Consider the following 26,617-nt stretch of genomic DNA (forward strand, 5'->3'; position numbering starts at 1 on the left):
CACTCAGCCCCGGAGCCAGGCGTCGTAGGTGGTCTTGAGGATCAGCGCGCTCACCACGAAGATGAACACGATGCGCACGAAGCCGCTGCCGTGCTTCAGCGCCAGCCGCGTGCCCAGCAGGCTGCCGACCACGTTGGCGATGGCCATGGCCAGCACGAAATGCCACCAGACATGGCCCTTCCAGGCGAACAGCATCAGCGCCGCCAGGTTGGTGGCGGTGTTGAGCAGCTTGGCGCTGGCGCTGGCGTGCAGGAAGTCGTAGCCCAGCCAGCGAACGAACAGAAAGACGAAGAAGCTGCCCGTTCCGGGGCCGAAGAAGCCGTCATAGAAGCCGATGACGCCACCCAGCAGGCTGGCCGCCAGCATTTCCCGCCGGCCGCTGAAGCGTGGCGTGTGGTGCCGGCCCAGCTCCTTGCGCGCCAGGGTGTAGCCCAGCACCAGCAGCAACACCAGCGGCAAGGCACGCCGCAGGAAATCGGGCGAGATCACCGTGACCGTCCAGGCCCCGGCCATGGAGCCCGCAAACCCGACCGCCGCCGCCGGCAGCAGCGCGTGCCAGGGCATCTCGACCCGGCGGGCGTACTGCAGCGTGGCCGCCGCCGTGCCCCAGACCGAGGCGCCCTTGTTCACGCCGAACAGCGTGGCCGGGTGGGTGGTGGGAAACATCGCAAAGAGCGCCGGCACCAGGATGAGGCCGCCGCCGCCCACGATCGAATCGACAAAACCGGCGAACAGCGACGCCAGCGAGACCAGAATCAGTTCCATCCCCGGATTGTCGCCGGCCGCCACAGGCAAAAAAAAGGCCGACCCTTGTGGGGCCGGCCTTGGGAATCTGGCATCTCTTGGGGACGCTGAAACCGTTGTTCGAATTGGACTGGGTTGTCTCCTCGGTCCCCCGCGGTCACCAGCGCTGGGCGCTGTCGGCGAGTGCATGCACTGTAGCCGCTTGCACCACGGCTGTGCATTCGGGCTTTCCCTTGCTTTTTCGCCGTTTGGCACAGGAAATGCAACGGTCTGTTCGTCGTTGGAAGAGAACAATTCATGCACCAAAACCGCTATTTCGTTCGGCGGAGCTGGCTTCTGCCCGCCTTCCTTGGACCTTCGTTGGCGATGGCCCAGGCCCCGTCCACTGAAATCGTGACAAAAGTCACACTCGATTCGCCCGGGCTGGTCGCGGCCAATGCGATCCAGGGCGCCGACACCGCCTGGCTCATGGTGAGCACGGCGCTGGTGCTGCTCATGACACTGCCCGGCATCGCCCTCTTTTATGGCGGCATGGTGCGGCGCCAGAACGTCATCAACACCATGGCCAGCGTGGTCGGCATCGCCGCCGTGGTCAGCGTGCTGTGGTTCGCACTGGCCTATTCACTGGCCTTCACCCCCGGTGGTGCGCTGGGCGGCTTCATCGGCGGCGTCGGCCGCATGGGCTTTGCGGGCATGGAAGTCCTGGGGGCCACCGGCCAGGTGGCGGTGAGCCACATCGCCCAGCACGTGCCGGAATCGGTCTTCGCCATGTTCCAGCTCACCTTCGCCATCATCACCTGCGCGCTGGTGGTGGGCGCGCTGGTCGAGCGCATGCACTTCGGCGCGCTGCTGCTGTTTGCCGGCCTGTGGCTGCTGCTGGTGTACGCGCCGATCGCGCACTGGGTGTGGGAACCGGGCGGCTGGCTCGCGCAGCTGGGCGCGCTGGACTTCGCCGGAGGCGCCGTGGTGCACATCAATGCCGGGGCCGCCGCCCTGGTCTGCGCCTACGCCCTGGGCCCGCGCACAGGCTACGGGCGCGAACCCTTCGTGCCGTTCAACCTGGGCCTGACCATGGCGGGCACCGGGCTGCTGTGGGTGGGCTGGTTCGGCTTCAACGCCGGCTCGGCCCTGGCCGCCGACGGCCGCGCCGGCCTGGCCCTGCTGGTCACCCACGTGGCCGCCGCCTCGGGCGCGATCGCCTGGATGGGGGCCGAGTGGCTGGCGCGCAAGCGCGCCTCGCTGCTCGGTCTGTGCTCGGGCGTGGTCGCGGGGCTGGTGGCGATCACCCCGGCGGCCGGTTTCGTCACGCCGCGCGGCGCGCTGGCCATCGGCCTGGCGGCCGGCGTGGCCTGCTACTGGGGCGCGACCGCGCTCAAGCGCCGGCTGGGCGCGGACGACTCGCTCGACGTCTTCGGCGTGCACGGCGTGGGCGGCCTGGTGGGCGCCCTGCTCACCGGCGTGCTGGCCGACCCGGCGATCTCGGGCGCGCAGGCCAGCGTGCTGACGCAGCTGATCGCCTGCGTGGCGGTGCTGGCCTACAGCCTGGTGATGACGGCCGTGGTGCTGTGGATCACCTCGCGCTTCGCCACGCTGCGCGTGCGCGAGGGCGACGAGCGCGCCGGGCTGGACGCCTCGCTGCACCAGGAACAGCTCGGTCACTGAGGCACGGCCATGAGCACCGCGCCCGACCCCTTTGCCATCGCCGCCCACCTGCACGTGCTGCTGCGGCGCAAGACCGGGCGCGTGACCGACACCGAGTGGATGGCGACCAACGCCGACTACGCGCGCGAGATCGTGCGCCATGCGCGCGAGAAGGCCGCGAGCGACGGGCACGAGGAACTGCTGCCCTGGGCCGAAAAACTGGAGGCCGCCATCCCCACCATGGGTGCGGCGCCGCGCAAGACCCTGCTCGACGCGGCGGCCGACGCGCTGCGAAAGGCGCCTGACGGCAACCACTATGTAGGCGGGCTGAGGTGACCTGATGCCAGAGACACCGAGGGTCCGGCTCCGCCGGCCCCAGGTGTCGTCCCCCCTCCCAGGGGGGAAGCCGCGTCAGCGGCGCAGGGGGGTCAATCCCCTGCCGTGATCCAGTGGGCGGCCTTCTCCGCGATCATGAGCGTGGGGCTGTTGGTATTGCCGCTGGTGATGGTGGGCATCACGCCCGCGTCCACCACGCGCAGCCCGGCCACGCCGCGCACCCGCAGGTGGCTGTCGACCACCGCCATGGGGTCGTCGGCGCGGCCCATCCTGGTGGTGCCCACCGGGTGGAAGATGGTGGTGGCGATGTCGCCGGCCAGGCGCGCGAGCTCTTCGTCGGTCTGGTACTGCACGCCGGGCTTGAACTCCTCGGGCTGGTACTTGGCCAGCGCCGGCTGCGCCACGATCTTGCGCGTCACGCGCAGGCTGTCGGCCGCGACCTGCCGGTCTTCCGGCGTGCTGAGGTAGTTCGGCGCGATCAGCGGCGCGTCCGCGAAATTCGCGCTGCGGATGTGGACCGTGCCCCGGCTGGTGGGGTTGAGGTTGCACACGCTGGCGGTGAACGCGGGGAAGCTGTGCAGCGGCTCGCCGAAGGCGTCGAGCGAGAGCGGCTGCACGTGGTATTCGAGGTTGGCGTAGGGCAGGGCCGGATCGCTGCGCGTGAAGGCCCCGAGCTGCGAAGGCGCCATGCTCATCGGCCCGCTGCGCTTGAACAGGTACTCCAGCCCGATGCGCGCCTTGCCCATCCACGAGGAGGACAGCACGTTGAGCGTGGGCGCGCCGTTGACGGTGTAGACCGAGCGGATCTGCAGGTGGTCCTGCAGGTTGGCGCCCACGCCGGGCAGGTCCACCACCACCTCGATGCCGTGCCGGCGCAGCAGCTCGGCCGGACCGATGCCCGAGAGCTGCAGGATCTGCGGCGACCCGATGCTGCCGGCGCACAGCACCACCTCGCTGGTGGCCTCGGCCGTCACGTGGGCCACACCGTCCCAGACCTCCACGCCGGTGCAGCGCAGTTCGCCGTCGGCGCCGCGCTGCGTCACCAGGCGCGTGACCTGCGCGCTGTTCCACAGCTCGAAGTTGGGCCGGCCGTAGCAGGTCGGGCGCAGGAAGGCGCGCGCGGTGTTCCAGCGCAGGCCTTCCTTCTGGTTGACCTGGAAGTAGCCCACGCCCTCGTTGTCGCCGCGGTTGAAGTCGGTGGTGTGCGGGATGCCCGCCTGTTGCGCGGCCTCGGCGAAGGCGTCGAGCACGTCCCAGCGCAGGCGCTGCTTCTCCACCCGCCACTCGCCGCCGTGGCCGTGGTACGCGCGGAAGTTGCCGTCGCGCTGCGCGGCGTTCTGCTCGTCGCCCAGGTAGTGGTTCTCGTGCTTCTTGAAGTCGGGCAGCGCGTTCTCCCAGCGCCAGGCGTCGTCGCCGGTGAGCGCGGCCCACTGGTCGTAATCGCGCGACTGGCCGCGCATGTAGATCATGCCGTTGATGCTGGAGCAGCCGCCCAGCGTCTTGCCGCGCGGGTAGCGCAGCGCGCGGCCATTGAGCCCGGCCTCCGCCTCGGTGTTGTAAAGCCAGTCGGTGCGCGGGTTGCCGATGCAGTAGAGATAACCCACGGGGATGTGGATCCAGTGGTAGTCGTCCTTGCGACCGGCCTCGATGAGCAGCACGCGCTTCTGGCGGTTGGCGGAAAGCCGGTTGGCCATCAGGCAACCGGCGGTGCCACCGCCGATCACGATGTAGTCGAAGGTCGTCTCACTCATGCATGTCTCGCTCTCGTTTTCGTTGTGATTCAGCCGGCGAAGACTACCAGGGCTGTCAAGGGTCCGGCTCCGCCGGCCCAAGACAGCGTCCCCCCTTCGGGGGGAAGCGCCGAAGGCGCGCAGGGGGGATTCCTACTTCGCGGTCGGCATGATGAACTCCGCACCTTTCCCGATACTTTCAGGCCAGCGCTGCATGATCGACTTCTGCTTGGTGTAGAAGCGCACGCCCTCTTCCCCGTAGGCATGCATGTCACCGAACAGGCTCTTCTTCCAGCCGCCGAAGCCGTGCCAGGCCATGGGCACGGGGATCGGCACGTTGATGCCGACCATGCCGACCTGGATGCGCCGCGCGAACTCGCGCGCCACGTGGCCGTCGCGCGTGAAGCAGCTCACCCCATTGCCGAACTCGTGGTCGTTGATGATCTGCACCGCGTTCGCGAAATCGGGCACGCGCACGCAGCTGAGCACCGGGCCAAAGATCTCTTCCTTGTAGATCTTCATGTCGGTGGTCACGTGGTCGAACAGCGTGCCGCCCATCCAGAAGCCGTGGTCGCAGCCCTCGCCCGCGTCACGGCCCTGGAAGCCTCGGCCGTCCACCAGCAGGGTGGCGCCCTCTTTCGCGCCGGCCTCGATGTAGCCCGCGATGCGGGTGTGCGCGGCGGCGGTGACGATGGGGCCCATCTCGGCCGCGAGGTTGGTGCCATTGAGCACCTGCAGCGCCTGGGTGCGCTCGATCAGCCTGGGCATGATGCGCTCGGCCACGTCGCCCACGAGCACCGCCACGCTGATGGCCATGCAGCGCTCGCCGGCCGAACCGTAGGCCGAGCCGATCAGCGCGTCCACCGCCTGGTCCAGGTCGGCGTCGGGCATCACCACCATGTGGTTCTTGGCGCCGCCCAGGGCCTGCACGCGCTTGCCGTGGTGGGCACCGGTCTCGTAGATGGTGTTGGCGATCGGCGTGGAGCCGACGAAGCTGACAGCCTTCACGTCCGGGTGCACCAGGAGCGCGTCCACCGCTTCCTTGTCGCCCTGCACCACGTTGAACACGCCGTCGGGCAGGCCGGCCTGCCTGAGCAGCTCGGCCATGAACAGCGAGGGCGAAGGGTCGATCGGGCTGGGCTTGAGCACGAAGCAGTTGCCCGCGGCGATGGCCACCGGGAACATCCACATGGGCACCATCACGGGGAAGTTGAACGGCGTGATGCCGGCCACCACGCCCAGCGGCTGGCGCAGGGTCCAGTTGTCCATGCCGGTGGACACCTGGTCGGTGAAGTCGCCCTTGAGGAGCTGCGGGATGCCGCAGGCGAACTCGATGATGTCGATGCCGCGCGAGACCTCGCCCTGCGCGTCGGTGAACACCTTGCCGTGTTCGGCGGTGATCAGGCGGGCCAGGTCGTCCTTGTGCAGGTTCACCAACTCCAGGAACTTGAACATCACGCGCGCGCGGCGGATCGGCGGCGTGTCGGCCCAGGCCGGGAAGGCGGCCTGCGCGGCGGCCACGGCCGCGTTCACATCGCCCGCGTTCGCCAGCGCCACCTTGCCGCTCACCGCGCCCGTGGCGGGGTTGTAGACGTCCTGCCGGCGCGGCGAGGTGCCGGCGGTCACGGCGCCGTGGATGAAGTGATCGATGGGATGGGGGGTGGTGGCCATGGCGGTTCTCGCGTGAAGGGTTCGACGAAACGAGGGCCAGTTTAGGCAGCGCAAACCCCCTCGCCTAGGGGGCTGACCTGAACGGATTGTTTTCCATGGTGAACAATGGGGGCATGATCGACAAAAAAGTGGAAAACCTCTGGATGCACCTGCACGGCCTCACCGTGCTGGCGCAGCAGGGCAGCTACACCGCCGCGGCGCAGCGCCTGGGCGTGAGCAAGGCGGCCATGAGCCAGCGCATCAGCGAGCTGGAACGCGCCGCCGGCGTGCCCCTGGTGCAGCGCACCACGCGCAGCGTGCGCCTGACCGAGGCCGGCCAGCGCCTGGTGGACGGCCTGCGCGATCCGTTCGAGCGCATCGCGCAGAGTTTTTCGAGCGTGCGCGACCTGGCCGACGAACCGGCCGGCCTGGTGCGGGTCACGGCGCCGGTGGCCTTCGCGCGCCAGCAGCTGGTGCCGCGCATCGCGGCTTTCGCGCGCGAACACCCCAAGGTGCGGCTGGAGCTGGACCTGTCGGACCGGTTGAGCTCGCTGGCCACCGAAGGCTTCGACCTCGCGATCCGCCACACCGCCGCGCCGCCCGACACGCACGTGGCCTGGCCGCTGTGCGCCACGCGCTCGGTGCTGGTGGCCAGCCGCGACTACCTGCGGCGCCACGGCCGCCCGGCTTCGCCGCCCGAGTTGGCGCAGCACGCCTGCCTGCACTACCCACGCGCGCAGGACACGCCGGCCTGGCATTTCCTGCCGCCCGAAGGCCGCCGCAAGGCGCCACGCCCGCGGGTCACGGTGCCGGTGTCGGGGCCGTTCTGCGCCAACAACAGCGAGGCCCTGCGCGACGCGGCCATCGCCGGCCTGGGCATCGCGCTGGTGCCCGACTTCAGCGCGCAGGCGGCGTTGAAGTCGGGCCAGCTGGTGGAGGTGCTGGAGGGCTGGGCCTCGGTGGGCACCTTCAGCCCGCAGATCTACGCGATCCGGCCCTACGCCAGCCACGTGCCGCGCGCGGTGTCGGCCTTCGTGGCCTGGCTGCGCGGGGCGCTGGCCGAAGGTTTCGACGCCCGGGCCTGAGCCCGCCTCAATCCAGCCGGATGCCGTTGCGCGCGATCACGTCGCGGTAGATCGCGGTGTCCTGCGCGATGCGCGCGCTCAGGCTTTTGGGGCTGGGGTCGTCCACCCGCCAGCCTTGCTGGAACAGCTTCTGGCGCGTCTCGCGCTCGTTGAGGATCTTGCCGAGTTCGCTGCTCAGCCGCGCCTGGTGGGCCGCCGGCATGCCGGCCGGCGCCATGACGGCGTTCCACACCTCGATGTTGATGCCCTTGGCGCCGATGTCTTCCATCGACGGCAGCGTGGGCGCCAGCGGGCTGCGCTTGGCCGAGGTGACGGCCACGGCCTCGAGCTTGCCGGCCTGCACCAGCGGGTTGACGGTGGAGGCCGGCAGCAGCGTCATCTGCACATGCCCGCCCAGGATGGCGTTGATGATGGGCGGCCCGCCGTTGAAGGGCACGTGCAGCGGCTGGATGCCCAGCGCCTGCTTGAGCAGCTCCATGCCCAGGTGCCCGCCCGAGCCCGGGCCGATGGAGCCGTAGGACAGCTTGTCGCCGTCGGCGCGCATCTGCTTCAACACCTCGGCCACCGGCCGCTCCGGGCCCGACTTGTTCGTGACCCAGATCAGTGGCGCCGCACCGATCAGCGCGATGGGGGCGAAGGCGGTCGCGGGGTCGTAGGGCAGCTTGGCGTAGAGGTACTTCGAGCTGGTGAGTGGGCCGTTGCCGATCACGCCGATGGTGTGGCCGTCGTCGGCGCGGGCCAGCAGGTCTGCGCCGATGTTGCCGCTGGCACCCGGGCGGTTCTCGACCACCACCGGCTGGCCCAGCGCGCGCGACAGGGGCTCGGCGATCAGCCGCGCCTGCATGTCGGGCGATGAGCCGCTGGGGTAACCGACGATCATGCGCACGGGCTTGCTGGGCCAGGCCTGCGCCAGGGCGCCCAGCGGCAGCAGGGCGAGACCGAGCGCGACCAGGCGCGCGCGGGCGAGAAAGGAACGTTGGCGGGGGGAAGTCATGCGTTGTCTCCTGGATGGAATCGTTCAAACAAATCTGCCCGCGCCGGCTGGCGGCGGGTCAACGGCGCTTTCAGAGCGCTCTGCCGGACCTGGGTCAGGCACTCGAACACATCGGGCTCGGCCAGCGGCCGGGCCAGCGGGGCGATGGCGCGCAGCAGGTCCTGCACGCGGTCGCGCAGGGCCGGCAGCTCGCTGTGCTGCAGCAGCACCACGTGCGAGGGCGCGTCGGCGCCCGGGGTCTGGTTGGCGATCGGAAAATCGTCCGCCGGATGGCAGCGGCCCCATTGCGCGCTGACCAGGCCGGCCTGCGCCAGCTCGCGCGACAGAAAGGCTTCGATGCCGGCCTCCGCACCGCTGTCGCGCTCACCCAGGTGCAGCGCCGCGAGGTAGCGCGCCGAAGACAGGCCCACGCTGCCCGAGAGCGTGCAGGGCATGCGCACGAAGTGGCCGAGCTCGGCGCGCATGCGGCGCGACCACGGTGTCGGGTGCGCCACCAGCTCGCGGTATTCGGCGCTGCCCAGCGCGTCCAGCGAGCGCAGCCAGTAGCAGGTGAAGAAGCGCGTGGCGTCACCCACCGAGCGGTAGCGCACCGCTTCCACGAAACCCGGCGAGCCCACGCGCTCGGGCACGTGCTCGTGGGTGTGCCAGACCTCGTACTCGGTCGCCACACCCTCGCGCTCGGCGCTGTTCCACAAGGCCAGGAAGGCGGCCGCGCCCACCGGGTTCATGCGGGGGTCCATTCGCCGTCGGGCAGCACCATGACCTTGGTCGCCACGCGATCGCGCGCCAGCGCGAAGCCCTGCGCCGCCTCGGACAGCGGCACCCGGTGCGTGATCATGTGGCGCAGCAGGTCCTGGTGCCGCTCCATGAAGGCCACCACCTCGGGCCAGGCCGCCTCGGGCGCACGGTAGGAGCCGCGCAGGGTCTGGTGCTGGCGCACCAGGGCCGTCAGGTCGATCGGCACCGGTGCCGCATGGATGCCGGTGATCACCAGCACGCCGTGGGGCTTCAGGGCCTGCAAGGCGGGCGCGATGACGGCCGCCGCGCCGGTGGCTTCGATCACCACGTCGAAACGGCCGGCCGCCAGGTAGGGCGCCAGGCCCTGGGCCATGCCGCCTTGTGCCACGTCGATGAGGTCGTTGAAACCCAGGCGCTGCAGCACGGCCATGCGCGGCGCGTCGCCGTGCCCGGCCACCACCACCTGCGAGGCACCGGCCTCGCGGGCGAACAGGGCGATGCCCTGGCCGATGTTGCCCGGGCCCAGCACCAGCACGCGGTCGCCGCGCTTCACGCCGCCGGTGCGCACCGCCTCCAGGCTGACCGACAGCGGCTCGGCCAGGGCCGCAACCAGGGGATCGACCCCGGCCGGCACCGGCACGCAGTTGCGCGCGGGCGCCACCACCCAGTCGGCGAACGCGCCGTGGCGCATGACGCCGATGCCCTGGCGCGTGGTGCAGGTGTCGAAGTCCTGCGCCTGGCAGGCGGCGCACACGCCGCACACCACCGAGGGGCGCACGGTGACCAGCTGGCCAGGCCGCAGGCCGCTGACGCCTTCGCCGCAGGCGCTCACCTCGCCGCTGAACTCGTGGCCGATGGTGACCGGCAGCGCGCGGGTCATGAAGTGGTAGCTCGACGTCCACTCGTCGATGTGCAGGTCGGTGCCGCACACGCCGGTGGCCTTCACCCGCAGCAGCACCTCGCCCGGGCCGGGCGTGGGCACGGCGGCGTCGCGCAATTCAAGGCCGGGGGCGGGGCTGGGTTTCTGCAGGGATTTCATGGGCTGCAGTCTCGGTGGCCGGCACCCATACGTCAAATACTCATTTTGTATGCAAGGCATACTCATGAGGTATGTCAATGCCTTCGGGAGCACGCGAATGGAACTCCGACACCTGCGCTATTTCGTCGCCGTCGCCGATCTCGGCAGCGTGAGCCGCGCCGCGAGCAAGCTGTTCATGGCGCAGCCGCCGCTGTCGGCCCAGATCCGGCAGCTGGAGGAAGAAGTGGGCGCGCCCCTGCTGGTGCGCCTGCCACGCGGGGTGCGCCTCACGCCGGCGGGCGAGTCCTTCCTGGTCGATGCGCGCGCCATCCTGGCCCGCGCGCAGCAGGCCACCACCCGGGCGCGCGAGCGGCAGGCGGGCCAGCGCAGCGTGCTGCGCGTGGGCCTCATGCCCTCGGCCACGCAGACCGTGCTGCCCGGCCTGCTCAAGCGCCTGGCGCGCGCCGGCCTGCAGGTGAGCGTGGAGGCGCACGAGCTGATTCCGTCGGCGCGCCAGTTGCAGGCGCTGCGCAACGCGGAGATCGACCTGGGCTTCATCCGCCCAGGCACCAGCAGCGCGCCGCCCGAGGCGGTGGCCAGCATCGACGACCCCTACTGCCTGGCCCTCGCGGCCAACCACCCACTGGCCGGCGCGCGCGGGCCGCTGTCGCTCAACTCGGTGGCGCAGGAACCCTTCGTGAGCTTCTCGCGCCACGCCGAGAGCGACTACTTCGACCAGACCGCCGCGCTCTGCGAAGAGGCCGGCTTCAGCCCCGACCTGCGGCACACGGCCGGGCAGTTCGTGAGCGTGCTGTCCATGGTGGCCAGCGGCCTGGGCGTGGCCATCGTGCCGGCCTCGTGCACGCTGATGGCGCCGCGCCAGGTGGTGCTGCGCCGGCTCAAGGGCCCGCGCCGCCCGAGCCGGCTGGTGATGGTGCGCAACGAGCGCCAGATGCAGGATGCCTGGGGCAGCCAGGTGGTGCACGAAGCCACGCTGGAGCTGCAGGCGCTGGAGGCGGCGATCCGCAAGAAGATGCCTTGAGCCGCCCCGGCGCGGTTCAGCGCGCCCGGTTCGCCACCCGGCCCCGGATCTCCACCTCCACGCGGCGGTTGTCGCGCAGGCAGGCGATCAGCGCGTTGCGCGGCAGCTCGTCACCGCAGGTCTTCACCGGTTCGGCGCTGCCCCGGCCTTCGACCGTGAACAGCGCGGCGTCGAGCCCGCGCGCCACGAGATGGTCGCGCACGGCGGTGGCGCGCTGCAGCGAGAGCGGCTGGTTGTGCGCGTCGCTGCCCAGGCGGTCGGTGTGGCCGACCAGCACGATGCGCTCGATGCCCTGCAGCCCCTTGGCGCGATTGGCCAGCACGTCCAGGCGGGCGCGGCCGGCCGCGCCGATGTCGTTGAGGCCCGAGCGGTCGAACTCGAACACCGCGTCGGTGGCCAGCACCAGGCGTTCGATGACGCGCTCGGTCACCACGGGCGCCAGTGCGGGTGCGGCGGCAGCCACGGCCGGCGCGGCGCAGGCGGCCTGCCCGGCTTCCATGCGCGCGGCCATGGTTTCGGCCATGCCGATGTAGGGGTTGGCGTGGCGCCAGCCGCCTTCGGCGTACTCGTGGCCCATCCACACCAGCTGCACGTCCAGGCACGCGGCCTGGGCCGCCACGCAGGACGCGCCGGCGCCGGTGCGCCCGCGTTCGGCACGGGCCCACAGGTCTTCGCGCAGGCGCACGGCACCACCGATCAGGGGGTTGGTGACGGCCGGCGTGGTGCCCTTCTCCAGCGCCTCGACCAGCTTGACGGATTCGGCCAGCGCCTCACCGATCACCGGGCCGCGGTCGTTCTCGTGGTAGTTCTGGCGCGCCATGTCGAGCCAGCACTGGGCCTTGGCCCAGGGGTAGCTGGTCTGCGGCACGCGGCCGTCTTTCTGCAGCGCGGCCAGGCGGTCCTGCACCGATTGCAGTGCGCGGTGGTCGGCACGCTGCGCCTCGTCGGTGTAACGGCTCGACTCGGCGAACGGCGGCACGGCGCCGGGTGCGCGGTCGGTGGCGCGCGGGTCGGTCACGGCGCAGCCGCCCAGGGCCGCCAGCGCCAGCAGGGAGAGAAGAAAGCGTTTGGAAGTCATGGCAGAGGTCTCTCAACAGGTCAGGGACGGGCGGCCGAAGCCAGCGGGCTCAGGGCGCGGTTGGTGGCGGGATCGGCGCCCCGGAACAGGGTTTCGTCGAACTTGAAGCGCAGCCGCAGGTAGGCGCCCTTGCGGGTGTAGGCGGCACCGGTGAGCTCGTCGTCGCGGAAGCCGCGCACGTTGTAGCCGAGCGAGACCCACAGGTTGGCCTTGATGAGGTAACCGGCTTCCACACCGTAGGAGTGCTGGCGCGCGTTGCCTTGCGGGCTCCCCATCAGGTGGTGCTGCAGGCCCACGTCCCAGCGCTCGGACAGGTCCCAGGTGATGCGGCCGCCGATCAGCCAGGCGGTGTAGTTGGAGCGCAGGCCGCCAGGGAAGGTCTCGGAGACGCGCTTGCCCGCCAGCCGCCCGGTGAGCCACCAGGGCCGGCTGGGGTGGTAGTCGGCGTGCAGCGAGACCGCGTGCGAGGTGCGGCGGTAGTCCACGCCGGGGTTCTCGTCGTTTTCGGCGCGCAGCTCGTACAGGCCCAGGGCGTTGATGCGGTTGAGGTCGGTCTGGCGGTAGGCCGCGCCGATCTGGAACCGGTCCTGCCACTGGTCGTGCGCGCCCGCGTGGCGCGCGTTCTGCAGCGAGAGCGTGTTGCGCGCGAGCAGCGACCAGTCGCGGTCGAGCTTGACGGTGGTGCCCAGGGTGGAGAGCCAGGCGTCGTGGTTGCGGTCGCGCCGCCACTCCAGGCGGCCGGTGGCGCGCCAGGTGGGGTCGTAGGCGAGGTCGATGCCACCGGTGACGGCAGTGGCCGAGCTGGTGTCGCCCGCGATCGCCTTCTGGTGCTCGACGCTGGCGCTGTAGCGCACGCCTTCGGCCACGCGGAAGGTCTGGCGCAGGCCGATGGCGTTGACGGCGTCGTGGCCCGAGATGGCATCGCGCAGGCGGTACTCGTTGAAGACCTCGCCGTCGCGCAGGGTCTCGCTCGACAGGCCGGCCACGAACGCGGTCTCGCGGCCATCCACGGCCAGGCCGTTGACACCGCCCAGGCCGTCGGAGACTTCCGCCCGGCCGTAGGCGCGGAACTGCTCGTTGAGCCGGTAGTCCGCGCCCAGCGTGATGCGCTGGCCGTGCGCGTCCTCGATGTCCTGCTCGTATTCGGCCAGCACGCTGAGGCGGTCGGTGAGCTGGCCCTGCACGTTGAGCGAGAGTGCGTCGTAGCTGCGCGTCTGGCCGGGGGTGGCAGCGAACAGCGGCGCGTTGATCTGAAACGGCGTGAAGCCGGTGTTGGAGCCGATGTTCACGCCCGAGGCCGAGGCCGCGTTGGGCACGCCGCCGTCGTCGGTGACGTGGCGCAGGCCCACGCCCACGACCCACTTCGGCGTGAGCCGGTACTGCACGCCGGCGTAGGCGGTTTCGCGCACGGCGTCGATGCCTTTGTCTTCCGAGCGCATGGCGTCCACGCGCAGGGTCCAGTCCTCGTTGACCTTCCAGCTCGCCACCGCGCCGGCTTCGCCCCGGCCGCCGTTGTACGAGGAGGAGATGTTGTGGAACTCGCGGTCGGTCTCGCCGGCCCACACGCGCGCGTCCAGCGCCTCGCCCTGGTGGCGGAACTCGATCCGCGCGCCGTCGCCCTTGCCGCGGTCGCCCAGGGCTTCGCGCTCGGAGCGCGCCACTTCCACCAGGGCCCAGGTCTGCTCGCCCAGGCGCAGCGTGGCGTTCACGCCGCTCAGGGTGTAGGGGTTGGCCGGGTCCTGCGATTCGACATGGCTGGCGCCGATCTCCAGCGCAGGCGCGATGCGCCAGCTGCCGTCCACGCCGCCCAGCCAGTACTTCGGCCCGCCCTGCTCCACCTCGTAGGTGACGCGCACCGACAGGGGGTTGAAGTTGGCGTCCACCGACGGGATCGGCGAGCGGAACACGATGTTGCCCGCGAAGGGCTCGAACTCGTAGTCGACAAAGCGCACCATGGGCTCGGCGCGCAGGATGATGGAAGGCTGGTTGCGGTCGCGCGTGAGGATCTCGACCTTCTCGGAGCCCGAGATGCCTTCGCTGCTGGTCAGGCGGTACGGGCCGGAGACGCCGCGCGCGGGCTGCTCGTCCACCACCTGCGAGACGTTGTCGCGCACCACCCAGGCGTTGGCCTCGAAGCGCTCGCCCTCGTGGTGCAGCTGCAGGCCGGAGACCGAGCGGTTCATGCGGCTGAGTTCGCGCGCGGGCCCGCCGGTGCCGGTGTTGAAGTCGCCGAACAGCACGAAGGACGAGCCCTTGTCCACACGCACGTAGAGGCGCTGGCGCGACTGCGCGTCGAAGCCGCGCAGCGACGAGTCGCCGTAGATCGGGTAGTACTGGTCGGGCTGGATGTCGCGGAACAGGCGGCCGTTGTTCTCCTTCTCGGAGTCGTAGGCCAGGGTGAGCAGCACGTCGCCCTTGACCACGCCCTTGAGGAAGAACGCGGTGCGCGCGCCCAGCGAGCCCTTGCCGTTGTCGAAGCCGTTGGTGTGCCGGCGCAGTTCGAGCTCGAAGCCGTCGTCCTCGCGCGCCGGGCTGATCTGCGAGGCGTCCAGGCGGTTGAGCTGGATCGCGCCTTCGACCACGCCGACGGCGATCATCGGGCGGCGCTCGGTGACCATGCCGACGCGGCCGCGCACCACCACGTTGCCCGACTGCACCTGCAGTTCGGCCTCGCCCGGTTCGTAGGACGCCACGAGTTCGACCACCGCCTCACCTTCGCGCACCGAGAGGCGCAGCGTCTGGCGCGGCGGTTCGTCGATCGCGGCGCCGGGCAGGCGCACGCGCCCGCGGTTGGTGCTGACGGTCACGTCGGTCGGCGCGGTGACGGGCTTGCCGTCGCGGTCGAACAGGCGCAGCTTGAGCAGCACCACGGAGCGGCCGTCGGCGGCCACCTGGTCCTGCTCCGCTTCGAGCACGAGCTGCCCGGTGTCGGCCAGGCTGGTGGCGCGCCAGTTCGCGGCCAGCGGCAGCGAGGTGGTGGGCGCGGGCAGCCCGTTGGTCTGCGCCAGCGCCAGGCCCAGGGGCAACAACAGCACGGCCGAAGTCAGAGCGGATCGCATGGGGAGACGGGCTTTCATTTCGCACCTCCCACGCGGGCCGGCGGGCCGGAGCGGAAGACACGCGGGGTGGGTGTCGGTGGATCGACCAGCGGGGCGACGATCTGGCCCAGGCGGCGGCGGTTTTCCACCTGTTCGAGCACGGCGGGCGAGCAGCTGCCTTCGATGAAGTCGGCGCGGTGCAGCTCACCGAACTTGAGGTCGAGGAACAGGCTGCCGGCGTCCAGCGCGTTGCGGTTGCTGCTGGTCACGAGCTGGCTGCCGTCGGGCAGCGTGGTCGGGTCCGCGCGCAGCACCGAGGTGCGCGCGGGCAGGCCGCAGATGCTGTACTTGCCTTCGCTGTCGGACACCAGGTGCGTGCCGTCCTGCAGGTACAGGCGCACGCCCGGGATGCCGACCTCTTCCGCGTCCTGGATGCGGTTGCGGTTGCAGTCGACGAACACCTTGCCCATCACGCAGGCTTCCTGGAAGAAGACGCCGCCGGTGATGCGGATGCGCGCTTCGGCCCGGTTGGAGCTGACGGTCACGCCGCCGACGGTGCCGAAGGCCTGCGCACGGTTGATGCCGTCACCTTGCTGCGCGCCGACACCGACGCGCACGCGGTAGGTCACGGTCACCGGTGTGTTGGCGGCGAAGCCGCCGAGCGCGAAGCTCAGCACCGGACCGGGCGAACCGGCCGGGTCGGCCACGGTCACGCCGTCCTGCTGGACAGTGCCCGGGATCAGGCGCAGGCCGGCCGGCAGGGTATCGGCGATGGTCACGTTGGTGGCCGCGCCGTTGGGGCTGAGCACGCGCAGCGTGTACTGCACCGAGTCGCCGATCTCCACCACGTCGCGCATGGCCTGCTTCTGCAGGAAGAGGCCGCCGCCCGCGAAGGGTTCGAGCGGGATGTGGTTGTGGATCACATCGGGCATGCCCGGCGCGAGGTTGAAGCGCAGGTGGTAGGTGGTCGGCTGGGCGCCCGTGGGCGGGCCGGCCTGGGCCTGCACCAGGTAGGGCGTGGCACCCGAGGGCGTGAGCACGCCCGGCGCGGGCGGGATCGAGGCGATCGGCGCGGGCGTGTAGCCGGGCGCGGATGCTTCCAGGCGGTACTCCCCCGAAGGCGCGCCCGGCACCAGCACAAACTGGTAGAAGCCGTTCGGGCCGGTGACCATCTGGGCGCAGTTGCCCACGGCGGTGTAGCTCGCGCCACCGACCAGCATGGTCGCGGGGTTGAAGCCGGCCGGGCCGCAAAAGCGCACCAGCGAGCCGTCCACCGGCAGGCGGGTGTTGGCGTCGTAGATCACGCCGGCCGGGTCGAGCGGCAGGTCCTGCTGCACCAGGTTGGCGCCAGGCTGCAGCGAGACGGCGAGGTGATCGCGCGTGCTGGCGACGCGGGAGTTCGCGTCGCCACCGCTGTTCTGCGGCGTGCCGTAGATGACGTTGTTGGCCGGGTCGCGGAACTGGATCTTGTAGTCGCCGGGCACCAGGCCGATCACGCCGTAGGCGCCGTCGGCCCCGGTGCGGAACAGGCTGCGGCCGTCGGGCATGGTCACGCAGCCGTTGGCGCTGTTGGACGGCGCGGTGCGGCAGGCCACGGCCTGGCCATCGCTGCCCACGACTTCCACCGCCCAGTCGGCGATGGGCGTGTCATTGGCGTCGCGGCGGCGGTCGCCATTGTTGTCGCGCCAGACGAAGCCGGAGAGCGCGGCCGGCAGCGACGACAGCGGCACGCCGGTGGCGTCCAGGCCCGGGGTCTGGTACGGGGTCTGCGGCACGCTGCCCGGCGGGATCACGCCCGAGGGCGGCTGGCCCGGACCACCGGTGGGCGTGGTGCTGTCCACCGCGTCGGTGCGGATGCCGGTGGGGCCGGCCGTGGCCTGGTTGAAGCGCGTGGTGGTGGCACCGGCGGTCACCAGCACCGGGATGTCGACCGACACCCAGGCGCCAGCAGGCAGGTTCGCGGAACCCAGCAGGTCACCGCCGGCGGTGCCGGTGAAGCCGGCGTTGGGCGTGAAGACGCCGCCGTTGCCGCCGCCGTGGCTGAGCGCGGGCGCGCCGGTGCGCGTCATGTAGTCGGGCAGCGTGTCGCGAACGTCCATCGTGACCGGGAAGGCGCTGTCGTTCTGGTAGATCACCTGCCAGACCACCTGGGCACCGGGGGAGACGCCTGCGGCACCGGCCGGCGAGACGATGCGCACCGACTTGTAGCCGCGCACGCCCTCGCCCTGCGTTTCACCGAAGTTCACCTGCAGCGCCGCGCCGGGCGTGGCGTTGAAGCTGAAGGCCATGGTCTCGACCGCGCCGCCGAGCGCGCCCACGGCACCGGCGCTGCCGCCGGTGACCGGGCCCGGCGTGTTGGCCACGCTGGTGTAGCCCAGCGGCTGGGTCTGGCGCACCGTGTAGTTGCCGGGCGCCAGGCCCGTGAAGCTGTACTGGCCACCGGCGTCGGTGGTGGTGTAGCGCGTGACGGCGTTGCCGAAGGCGTCGGTGCCGACCAGGCCGATCGTGCTGCCGGGCAGGCCCACGTCGGCGCCGCCGAACTGGCCGTCGAAGTCGCGGTCTTCGTAGACGCGGCCGGCGATGCGGATGTCCGAGACCAGCGGGAAGTTGTGGTTGGCCGTGCTCTGGTTCGCGGCCACCACGATGCTGGCGATGGCCGCCGGCGCCACGCCCGGGGCGGTGGGCGTGCCGTTGGGCGCGCCCGCCAGGGTGCCGGCGCTGGTGAGGCCGTGGGTGGTGCCCGATGGCAGGGCTGGCATGACCACGCGGTAGCTGCCGGCGGGCAGGCCCGCGAAGCTGTAGGCGCCGCTGGCGTCGGTGGTGGTGGTGGCGATCAGCGCGTTGCTCACCTGGTCGCGCAGTTCCAGCGTGCGGCCCGGCACCGGCTGGTCGTCGGGCGTGAACACGCCGCCGCTGTTGTCGGGGTCGAAGTAGACGACGCCCGAGATCAGGCTGCCCGGCAGGGTCTTGGTGAAGTGGTTGTCCACCGAGGTGGTCTTCACGCCGCTGAGGTCGATGCCGGTGATCGCGGGCACGGCCTGGCTGCCGCCGGCGGTGCCGCCGGTGCTGCCCGGCCAGGCCAGCGGCGTGGTGCTGTTGATGAAGCCGGCCGGGGGCGCGCAGGTGGTGCACGTCACGGTGTAGCTGGTGCCCGGTGGCACGCCGGTGAAGCTGTACTGGCCCGAGGCGTCGGTCGTGGTGGTGATCGACACCGGGTTGCCGTTGAGGTCGTTGCCGGTGAGCGTCAGCGTCTGCGGCACGTTGTTCGCGCCGCCCGCGCCGCTGCCCACGCCGGCGTCGCTGCCGTTGAAGGCACCGTCGCCGTTGTTGTCGGTGAAGATGCGGCCGCTGATGCTGCGGTCGCTGGTGATCTCACCAAAGTTGTTGTTGGCCGAACTCGCGTTGGGCGGCAGCACGATGCCGGCGATGCGGCTGGTGCCGGCCGGGATGCTGTAGGCCGGCGCGCCGTGGCTGATGGCGGGCGCGGTGTTCGAGGCCGTGCCGGCGGTGCCGGTGGCGGCGCCCGAGCCCAGGTCGTTGACCGTGCCGGCCGTGGGGATGCCGTTGACCGTGCCGGCGGGCTGCGCGCCCTGCGTGATCACGTAGCCCGGGCAGGCGGGTGCGGCCAGCGGGCTGCAGCTGGGCCGCAGGTCCGGGAAGCGGTAGTGGCCGCTGGCGTCGGTGGTGGCGGTCAGCGAGACCGGGGTGCCGCGGTCATCGACGCCCACGAGCGTGATCTGCACGCCGGCCAGACCGGGCTCGGTGCCGTTGACCACGCCGTTGTGGTTGTCGTCGCGGTAGACCTGGCCGGCGATTTCGGACGCGCGCAGCTCGCCGAAGTGGTTGCCCACCGAGCTGGCCACGTTGCCGCCGGCGGCGTCGAGCCGGATGCCGCTGCGCAGCGTGAAGGCGTTCGTGCTGTCCACCGAGGGCGTGGCCACCTGGCCGGTGCCGCCGACGATGCTGGCTTCGGCGGTAGTCGCGCCGTTGACCTGGGCCTGGAAGCTCCGGCTGCTGGCGTTGAGCGCGCTCGACGGCGCGAACCCGCTGCTGCCCACCGTGTCGCTGCCCGAGCGCAGGTAGCGCACCGTGTAGGTCGAGCCCAGCGTGGCGGAGTCCGCCAGGCCGCTGAACACATAGAAGCCGCCGGCGTCGGTGGTGGTCTTCTGCAGCACCTGGCCGTCGCTGGCGCGCAGCAGGCTCACGGCCTGGCCGGCCAGCGGTGCTTCGCCGGCGTTGAAGGCGCCGTTGTTGTTGGCATCGAGGTAGATGCGACCCGAGATCGAACCCAGCGGGCTGACCACCAGCGGGGCCTCGGCGGGCGTGGGGTTGCTGCCGCCGTCGGTTTGCAGGGCGCCGGCCAGGATGCGGTTGGGGTAGGTGCCGGCCGCGGCGGCCGTCACGTCCACCGAGATCGTGCAGCCGCCGGACGGGATGCTCGCGCCGCTGGCGTAGCGCACCAGCGCCGTGCCGGCGGCCGCCGTGACCGAGCCGGTGCTGCAGGTGCCGCCGATGTTGGGCGTGGGTGCCACCAGCACGCCGGCGGGCAGGTTGTCGTCCAGCGCCTGCGTGAGCGTCTGCGCTGCCGGGTTGGCGTTGCCCAGCGTGATGGTGAGGCGGGAGATGCCGTTGGGCGAGATGCTCGGCGGCACGAAGGCCTTCACCACGGTGGGCGGTTCGAGCACGCGCACCGGCGCGCTCGCCGGGTCGGGGTTGCTGACCCCTTCGTGGCTGGTGAGGGCACCGGCGGGGATGGTGTTGGTGTACAGGCCCGGCACGTTGGAGACGGTGTCGAAGGCGAAGCTGCACGAGCCGCCGGCCGGCACGGTGGCGCCGGCGATCTGGGCGCTGTCGGCCGAAGGAATGGCGCTGACCGTGCCGCCAGCGCAGGTGGTCGAGGCGTTGGGCACCTGGGCCACGAACAGGCCGGCGGGCAGCGGGTCGCGCAGCGCGACACCGGTCAGGGTCTGCGCGGCGTTGGGGTTGCTGATGGTCACCGTCAGGCGGTTGGCCACGCCGGGCGCCACGGTGGCCTGGGCGAAGGCCTTGGCGATGGTGGGTGGCTGCAGCACGTGCAGCGTGGCGCTGGGGCCGGGCTGCGGGTTGGTGACCGCGCCGTCGTTGGCGATCACGGTGCCACCCGGCATGGTGTTGACGTAGGCGCCCGCGAGCGGCACGACCACGTTGACGCGCACTTCGCAGACGCTGGGGCCGGCCGGCAGCTGCGCACCCCGGAACGAGACCTTGTCACCGACGGCGGTGATCACCGCGCCCGCGCAGGTGGTGCTGGCATTGGCCGGGCTGGCCACGACCATGCCGGCAGGCAGGTTGTCGGTGGTGGAGATGTTGGTGAGCGCCTGCGGCAGCGAGTTGCGCACCTGGATGACCAGGCGCGCGGGCTGGCCGGCCGCCACGGCGGACGGCTCGAAGTGCTTCTCCACGCCCATGCCCGCGAGCGCACCGAGGTTGGCGGTGAAGGGGCTGGCGTTGGTCACGCCCTGGGTGTTGGTGATGGCACCGGCCGGCAGGGTGTTGTTGAGCGTGCCGACGACGCTGGAGGTGATGTCCACCGAGACCGTGCAGCTGGCGTTGCCGGCCAGCGTGCCGCCGCTCAGGCGCACCAGGCGGGTGCCGGTCACGGCCTCCACGCTGCCGCCCGGGCAGGTGGTGCTGGCGTTGGGCACCACGCCGACCACCATGCCCGCGGGCATGTTGTCGGCCACCGCGAGCTCGGTCAGCGCGGTGGCGGTGGTGTTGTCGATGACGATGGTCAGGCGCGAGACACTGCCCGGGCCGGCGATGGCCGTGGGCGCGAAGCTCTTGGTGAGGTTGACGCGGCTGGTGACCTTGTTGAGCGTGGCCGTGGTGGTGCCGGTGCTGGCCACGCCGCCATCGGCCGAGACGGCGCCGGGTGCGAGCGTGTTGACCGAGGGCGTGGCGCTGGTGCTCAGCACGTCGAACAGGAAGTCGCAGCTGGTGCCGCCGGCGATGGTGGCGCCGCTGATCGAGGCGGTGCTGCCGCCGTCGGGCGCGTTGAGCACCACGGGGCCCGCACAGGTCGTGCTGGCCTTGGCCGGGGTGGCGAGCGTGAGGCCGGTGCCGGCCAGCGGGTCGGTGGCGCGCACGCCGGTGAGCTGGCCGTTGCCGGTGTTGCCCAGCGTGATGCGCACGCGGCTGGTGCCGCCGACCTGCACCGGGTTGGTCAGAAAGGTCTTGGCCACGGTCAGCGCGGGCAGGTACTCCAGCGTGGCGGACGTGGCGTTGAGGTTGCGCACCGTGGTGCCGGGCACGTTGGCCACGGTGCCGGTGGCGCTGACGGTGGCGGCCGCGTTGCTGCCGTTGTAGGCCGGGATGCTGTTGGTGTGCACGCCGATCGTGCCGCCGACCACGTTCACGCGCACGCTGCACTGGCCGGGCGAGAAAGGGTCGGTGCCCGCGCGCGCCGGCAGGCTGCCGCCGCTGAGCGAGAAGCTCGCGTCGCCCGGGTTGGCGCTGACGCTGCCGCCGCAGGTGGTGGTGGCGTTGGCCGGGTCGGCCACGCGCAGGCCGGCGGGCAGCGTGTCGGTGAAGCTGAGGTTGGCGAGCGCCGAGAAGTTGTTGTTGGTCAGCTCGATCTGCGCCACCGAAGGTGCGCCCTGGAAGCGCTGGCGCGCGGTCACGCCGTCGAAGGTCTTGGTGACGACCAGCGGGTTGACCGCCGTGAGGCTCACCGCGCCCGAGCTGCCCGAGACGGTGCCGTTGCCGGCGCCGAAGCTGGCGTTGGTGAGCGTGGTGCCCGGCGCGGCATTGGCCGGCACGCGCGCGGTGAAGCTCACCACGCAGGTGGTGCCGCCCGGTGAGGCACCGGGGAAGTTGAAGCTGAAGCCCGGCGCGGTGGCCAGCGGCGTGGGCATGGGCACGCCGCCGGCGAAGCTGCAGCCGCCGCTGATGACGGGCGTGATGCCGCCGGTGGTGGCGTCCACGTAGACCATGCCCGCGGGCAGGGTGTCGGTGAAGTTCACGCTGGTCTGCGGCGTGAGGCTGAACGAGGTGACCGAGACCGAGAAGAGCGCCACGTCGCCGGGCGCCACGGTGGTCGGGCTGAAGGCCTTGGCGACGGTGAGCGCGTTGTCGCGCACCTCGATCGGCGCCGAACTCGCGGGCGAGGTGAAGCCCTGGGCGTTGCTGACCGCGCCGCCGGGCAGCGCGTTGGTGTGGGTGCCGGTGGTGGTCGAGGTGACGTTGAACTGGATGCGGCATTCGCCGCCGGCCGCGATCTCGGCGCCCGAGAGCACGAAGCCCTGGCTACCGGCGCCGGCGACCAGGCTCGCGCCCGCACCGCAGCCGCTGAGCTGGGCCGCGCCGATGGCGCCCGAGTTGTTGAGCGCGGCCGGCCAGCGCGCGCCCACGGTGGTGTCGCTCAGGCCGACGCCGGTCAGCGCGGCGGCGCTGTTGTTGCCGATGCGCACGGTCATCAGCGAGTCGGCGCCCGCCGTCAGCGGCGTGACCGAGAAACCCTTGGCCACCGTGATCGGGCTGTTGACCGTGATGTGGGTGGTGTCCGCGGGCGAGGTCAGGCCACGCGTGTTGCCGATGGCGCCGGCGGGCAGGCTGTTGGTGCCGGCCTGCGAGGCGGTGGCGGGCGGCAGCACGCCGATGACGGTGAACTGCACCCGGCAAGTGCCGGGCGAACCGGCGGGGATGGCGCCGCCGGTGAGGGTGACGCTGCTGGCCGTGAAGCTCGTGGTGCTGCCGCAGGTGTTGGCCACCACGCCGGTGACCTGCAGGTTCGAGGGCAGGTTGTCGGTGAAGCTGGTCAGCGGGATGTTGTATGCGCTGTTGGGGTTGCTCAGCGTGATCGTGGCGGTGCGCGAGAGGCCCTGGGTGAGCGTGGCGCCGCCCAGGTCCTTGGCCACCGTGGGGTTCTTGAGCTCGGTGACCGACACGGTCTGGGTCGCCGCCGAGGCCGCCGCGGGCGAGAGGTCGCCCGCGTTGATGACGTTGTCCCAGTTGTCACCGCCGTCGTAGGAGGTGAGGTCCAGCGAGATCGTGCAGCTGCCGTCCACGCCACCGACGTGGGGCGGGATGGTGAAGCCGGTGACCCGCAGCTGGTCCACGCCGCCGGGGCCCGTGCCGAGGGTGATGGTGGCGCCCGCGCAGGTGCTGGTGGGCGCCAAGCGCCCCGGGTGGCCCACCGGGTAGAACCGCAGTTGCGCCGGCAGGGTGTTGATCAGCGACGCGTTGTCTTCCTGCACGTCGCTGTTGTTGATGGTGATCGTCAGGCGCGTGCGATCGCCCACCGCGATCGTGCTGGTGCTCACCGCCTGGCTCACCACCAGGGTGGCGTGGGCCGCGCCCGCCGAGAACACCGTGGCCGCCGCCCACAGGCCGAGCGCGCGCAAGAAGGCTGGCGAACGCGCAGGCGCGCCCCTACCCGTGGCCCCGCCACGTGCAAAAAATCGAAGCATGGTTTTTCCCTCGGAGTGGCGCGCGAACGACCCGCCGCGCGTCCCTTGAAGCACCCGGCCCGGCGGACCTGAGATGCCCTTGCGCCCGCCGCGGTCGGACACAGGCGTCCGCACGCATCAGCGCATTTCGTTACAGGTGTGCACTATATCGAGGCATGCAACTTGTTACAAATTCACGACTCAATTACTGCATTAAAAGTCATGTATTTGAAAAAGTGTTGTAGGAAAAAACATGCCTATGCAGGCATTCAAATGTTAAAAGATTGTTGTTTTTATTCTGTTTTTTCGATAAAAATCGAACAGAATGGCAATTTACCCGCTCTATATTCCATAGCAAATGCTGGTGCTCACTGACTTATATTCATGTACAATTAGTTAAATAATTGTTAAAAGACCAACCGACAAACGGTCAGGGCCCGGGTGCCACTTTTCACCATGAAAAAAGCCGGGATTCCTCACGGAACCCCGGCCTGGCGGTCGGTGCAGCGGTCGGGCCTAAGCCTCGCGGTGCCCGGCGAGGAAGGCGTGCAGGGCCGCCGCCCCCGCGCCCAGGGGGGCATCGCCCGCGGTGCAGAGCAGCAGCCGCCGTGTGGCCCAGGCGTCGCTGAGCGGGCGCGCCACCACGCGCTCGCCGGCCAGGCGCAGCGCCGTGGCCTGCGGCACCACCGCCACGCCCACGCCCTCCCCCACCAGTTGCATCACGGCGTCCAGCCCGCGCACCCGCACGCGGTGGTGCAGGCCGCGGCCATGCTGCAAGGCCTGGTCGTGCAGCAGGCGGCTGAGGCCGCTCTCCACCGGCAACCCGACAAAGGGCCGGTCTAGCAGGTCCACGAAGGGCAGCGGCCGGCGCGTGGAGCGCGCGCCCTGCCGGGGCAGCACCGCCACCAGCCGGTCTTCGCGGAAGAGGCGCGTGTTCAGGCCGTCGGTGCCCACGTGGTCGGACACGATGCCGATGTCGGCCTGCTCCTGGCGCATGCTGAACAGCGCGTCGAGGCTGCTCAGCTCGCGCAGGTCCACGTCGATGTCCGGGTGCTGGACCAGGAAACGGCCCAGCAGCGCCGGCAGGTGCTCGGTCATGGCGGCGGTGTTGCACAGCACGCGCACGGTGCTGCGCACCCCATGGGCGTGCGCCGCCATGTCGGCGTGCAGCGCCTCCAGTCCGCGCTGCAGGCGCCCCGCATGCAACAGCAGGGTGCGGCCGGCGTCGGTGGGGCTCACGCCCTGTTTGGAGCGCCGCAGCAGGCTCGCACCGAGGGCGTGCTCCAGTTGCTGCAACCGCGTGCTGGCGGCGGCCAGCGAGAGGTGGATGTGGCGCGCCCCGGCGGTGATGGAGCCCTGCTCCACGACGGCGGCGAACAGGCGCAGGTCGAACGGGTCGATGCGGTGGGTGGGCACGGCACGGGGCGGCGTCATGGGCGATCCTCCGGAATTGGCGAAGGATACCTCCGGCGATGCGCGATGGACAGACGGCTCCATGGGCCGCACCATGCCGCCCCATGGACCTCCTGCTGCTCGGACTGATCGCTGCTGTTTTTCTCGCCGCCGGGGCGGTCAAGGGCATTTCCGGCATGGGCCTGCCGACCTTCTCCGTCGCGCTGCTCGGCCTGTTCATGCCCACCGCCACAGCGGCCACGCTGATGCTGCTGCCTTCGCTTTTGACGAACATCGCCCAGTGCATCGGCCCCCACGCCCGCACCCTCGCACACCGCCTGTGGCCCATGTGGCTGATGCTGGCCGCGGCCACGGTGTGGAGCCCCTTGCCCGACCTCGGCAGCGCCGGGCCGGGTGCGCGCCTCACGCTGGGCACGGTGCTGGTGGTCTACGGCCTGTGGGGCCTGACCCGGGCGGCCCTGCCCGAGCCGGGCCGGCTCGCGCGGCCCCTGGGCGGTGTGGCGGGCGCGCTCTCGGGCCTGCTCACCGCCGCCACCGGGGTGTTCGTGATGCCCATGGTGCCGTACCTGCAGTCGCTGCGGCTGGAGAAGGACGTGATGATCCAGGCCCTGGGCCTGAGTTTTCTCGTGGCCACGCTGGCCCTGGCGGTGCGGCTGGGGCCGCTGGCCGTGCTCAGCGGCGCGGCGGTGCCGCTGACGGGCCACGCCGTCGCGCTCGCGGCGGCCTTCGCCGGGCTCTGGTTCGGGTCGGTGCTGCGCCGGCGCCTGCCGCTGCCGGTGTTCCAGCGCGCGCTCTACAGTGTGTTCATCGCCCTGGGCGCACTGATGCTCGCCCGCGCCCTATAGGGACCCCATGCCGCCCGACCCCGACGCGCTGGCCCTGGCCGAAGCCCTGGAACGGGCCTACCGGCTGGCGCTTGCGGTGGAGGCGCTCGCGGGCTCGGAAGGCCAGGTGATCTCGGTGATGGCCACGGAACTGCTCGGCGTGCTGGACCAGGCCCGGGCGTCGATGCTGCGGCCCAGCACCAGCAGCCGCACCGGCTGATGAAAACGGCTGCTGTTCGAGGCCAGGATCTGCACGGCCTCGGCCAACGCGGCACCGTCCAGCCCCGGTTCGGCCACCACCAGCGTGGCGCGGCGCGGCCGGAACGCCCGCCAGGCCGACGGATCACCGGTCAGGTAACCGGCGTCCCAGGGATCCGAGGGCTGGCGCGCTCGCCACCACATCGCGTCCTGGCCCTTGACGCGCAGGCGCAGCCACAGGCCCGCGAGCGCGCCACCAGCCGCCGCGAGCTGGTCGCTGCCGTCGAGCCGGCGCGAGAAGGCCTCGACCAGTCCGGCCCGTTCGGCCGGTGGCCCCTGCACCAGCGTGGCCACGGTGAAACGCCCACCCGAGAAACACCAGGCCTGCAGGGCGGCCTCGACAGCCTGCCGCGTGGCGGCCGTGGGCGCGCGGGATGCCTCGACGGCCTGGGCCGGTTCGACGCGCAGCACGGCGCCGTCGAAGCGGGCCGCCAGCGCGCGCGCCCAGGCCGATGCGGATTCGTTCATTCGGGCCCTCCGGGCGCATGACAACAAGGTCGGGCGATGGTAGCCGGGCGGCCTCATACTGCGCATGCCGTCCACTTTCCTTCGCGCCCATGACCACCGACGACAGCCCTGCGCCCCCGCCTCCCGCCGAAGCC

The 26,617-nt window shown here is 71.2% G+C and carries 16 protein-coding genes; 5 read left to right on the forward strand and 11 right to left on the reverse strand.

Annotation, left to right across the window (positions count from 1 at the left end):
* Window positions 1-3: 3 nt before the first annotated feature.
* Window positions 4-765, reverse strand: coding sequence for a sulfite exporter TauE/SafE family protein (locus AC07ZS_RS21600; RefSeq protein ID WP_494800586.1), 762 nt, complete (start codon window positions 763-765; stop codon window positions 4-6).
* Window positions 766-1,110: 345 nt separating this feature from the next.
* On the opposite strand from AC07ZS_RS21600, the gene AC07ZS_RS21605 reads away from it, so the two are divergent.
* Together AC07ZS_RS21605 and AC07ZS_RS21610 are read left to right on the forward strand one after the other, a co-directional pair.
* Window positions 1,111-2,406, forward strand: a complete 1,296-nt coding sequence (locus AC07ZS_RS21605; RefSeq protein WP_494800587.1) for an ammonium transporter — start codon at window positions 1,111-1,113, stop codon at window positions 2,404-2,406.
* Window positions 2,407-2,415: 9 nt separating this feature from the next.
* Window positions 2,416-2,721, forward strand: coding sequence for a hypothetical protein (locus tag AC07ZS_RS21610; protein ID WP_494800588.1), 306 nt, complete (start codon window positions 2,416-2,418; stop codon window positions 2,719-2,721).
* 92 nt (window positions 2,722-2,813) lie between these two features.
* Here the strand turns inward: AC07ZS_RS21610 and AC07ZS_RS21615 are convergent, their stop codons facing one another.
* Complete coding sequence (locus AC07ZS_RS21615) at window positions 2,814-4,472, reverse strand: GMC family oxidoreductase (RefSeq protein ID WP_494800589.1); 1,659 nt, start codon at window positions 4,470-4,472, stop codon at window positions 2,814-2,816.
* 132 nt (window positions 4,473-4,604) lie between these two features.
* A complete protein-coding gene (locus AC07ZS_RS21620) occupies window positions 4,605-6,122 on the reverse strand; it encodes a CoA-acylating methylmalonate-semialdehyde dehydrogenase (protein ID WP_494800590.1) in 1,518 nt (505 codons plus the stop codon).
* Window positions 6,123-6,235: 113 nt separating this feature from the next.
* Between AC07ZS_RS21620 and AC07ZS_RS21625 the strand changes: the two genes are divergently transcribed.
* Entirely contained in the window at window positions 6,236-7,186 is a 951-nt protein-coding gene (locus tag AC07ZS_RS21625) for a LysR family transcriptional regulator (protein ID WP_494800591.1), read from the forward strand.
* A 7-nt stretch (window positions 7,187-7,193) separates the two neighbouring features.
* Here the strand turns inward: AC07ZS_RS21625 and AC07ZS_RS21630 are convergent, their stop codons facing one another.
* From AC07ZS_RS21630 to AC07ZS_RS21640, 3 genes are read right to left on the reverse strand one after another with little or no spacing between them, the layout of a single operon-like run.
* The gene (locus tag AC07ZS_RS21630) at window positions 7,194-8,180 is read right to left on the reverse strand and encodes a Bug family tripartite tricarboxylate transporter substrate binding protein (protein ID WP_494800592.1); all 987 of its coding nucleotides are present in this window, start codon (window positions 8,178-8,180) and stop codon (window positions 7,194-7,196) included.
* The gene (locus tag AC07ZS_RS21635; protein WP_494800593.1) at window positions 8,177-8,908 is read right to left on the reverse strand and encodes a hypothetical protein; all 732 of its coding nucleotides are present in this window, start codon (window positions 8,906-8,908) and stop codon (window positions 8,177-8,179) included. The genes AC07ZS_RS21630 and AC07ZS_RS21635 overlap by 4 nt, the downstream gene beginning before the upstream one ends.
* A complete protein-coding gene (locus AC07ZS_RS21640; RefSeq protein WP_494800594.1) occupies window positions 8,905-9,957 on the reverse strand; it encodes a zinc-dependent alcohol dehydrogenase in 1,053 nt (350 codons plus the stop codon). Before AC07ZS_RS21640 ends, AC07ZS_RS21635 begins: the two co-directional genes overlap by 4 nt.
* A 97-nt stretch (window positions 9,958-10,054) precedes the next feature.
* On the opposite strand from AC07ZS_RS21640, the gene AC07ZS_RS21645 reads away from it, so the two are divergent.
* A complete protein-coding gene (locus AC07ZS_RS21645) occupies window positions 10,055-10,978 on the forward strand; it encodes a LysR substrate-binding domain-containing protein (protein ID WP_494800595.1) in 924 nt (307 codons plus the stop codon).
* A 16-nt stretch (window positions 10,979-10,994) separates the two neighbouring features.
* On the opposite strand, the gene AC07ZS_RS21650 is transcribed toward AC07ZS_RS21645, so the two are convergent.
* From AC07ZS_RS21650 to AC07ZS_RS21665, 4 genes are all read right to left on the reverse strand, one after another.
* Complete coding sequence (locus AC07ZS_RS21650; protein ID WP_494800596.1) at window positions 10,995-12,056, reverse strand: OmpA family protein; 1,062 nt, start codon at window positions 12,054-12,056, stop codon at window positions 10,995-10,997.
* 20 nt (window positions 12,057-12,076) lie between these two features.
* A complete protein-coding gene (locus AC07ZS_RS21655; RefSeq protein ID WP_494800597.1) occupies window positions 12,077-15,115 on the reverse strand; it encodes a hypothetical protein in 3,039 nt (1,012 codons plus the stop codon).
* Window positions 15,116-15,129: 14 nt separating this feature from the next.
* Window positions 15,130-23,541, reverse strand: coding sequence for a DUF7933 domain-containing protein (locus AC07ZS_RS21660; RefSeq protein ID WP_494800598.1), 8,412 nt, complete (start codon window positions 23,539-23,541; stop codon window positions 15,130-15,132).
* 495 nt (window positions 23,542-24,036) lie between these two features.
* Window positions 24,037-24,954 (reverse strand): LysR family transcriptional regulator, encoded by a 918-nt coding sequence (locus AC07ZS_RS21665; protein ID WP_494800599.1) that lies wholly within the window; start codon window positions 24,952-24,954, stop codon window positions 24,037-24,039.
* A gap of 83 nt (window positions 24,955-25,037) precedes the next feature.
* Here AC07ZS_RS21665 and AC07ZS_RS21670 point away from each other — a divergent pair, with 83 nt between their 5' ends.
* A complete protein-coding gene (locus AC07ZS_RS21670) occupies window positions 25,038-25,778 on the forward strand; it encodes a sulfite exporter TauE/SafE family protein (RefSeq protein ID WP_494800600.1) in 741 nt (246 codons plus the stop codon).
* 57 nt (window positions 25,779-25,835) lie between these two features.
* On the opposite strand, the gene AC07ZS_RS21675 is transcribed toward AC07ZS_RS21670, so the two are convergent.
* A complete protein-coding gene (locus AC07ZS_RS21675) occupies window positions 25,836-26,483 on the reverse strand; it encodes a hypothetical protein (protein WP_494800601.1) in 648 nt (215 codons plus the stop codon).
* Window positions 26,484-26,617: the final 134 nt, after the last annotated feature.

This window comes from Hydrogenophaga sp. GW456-12-10-14-TSB4 (genome assembly GCF_059424305.1).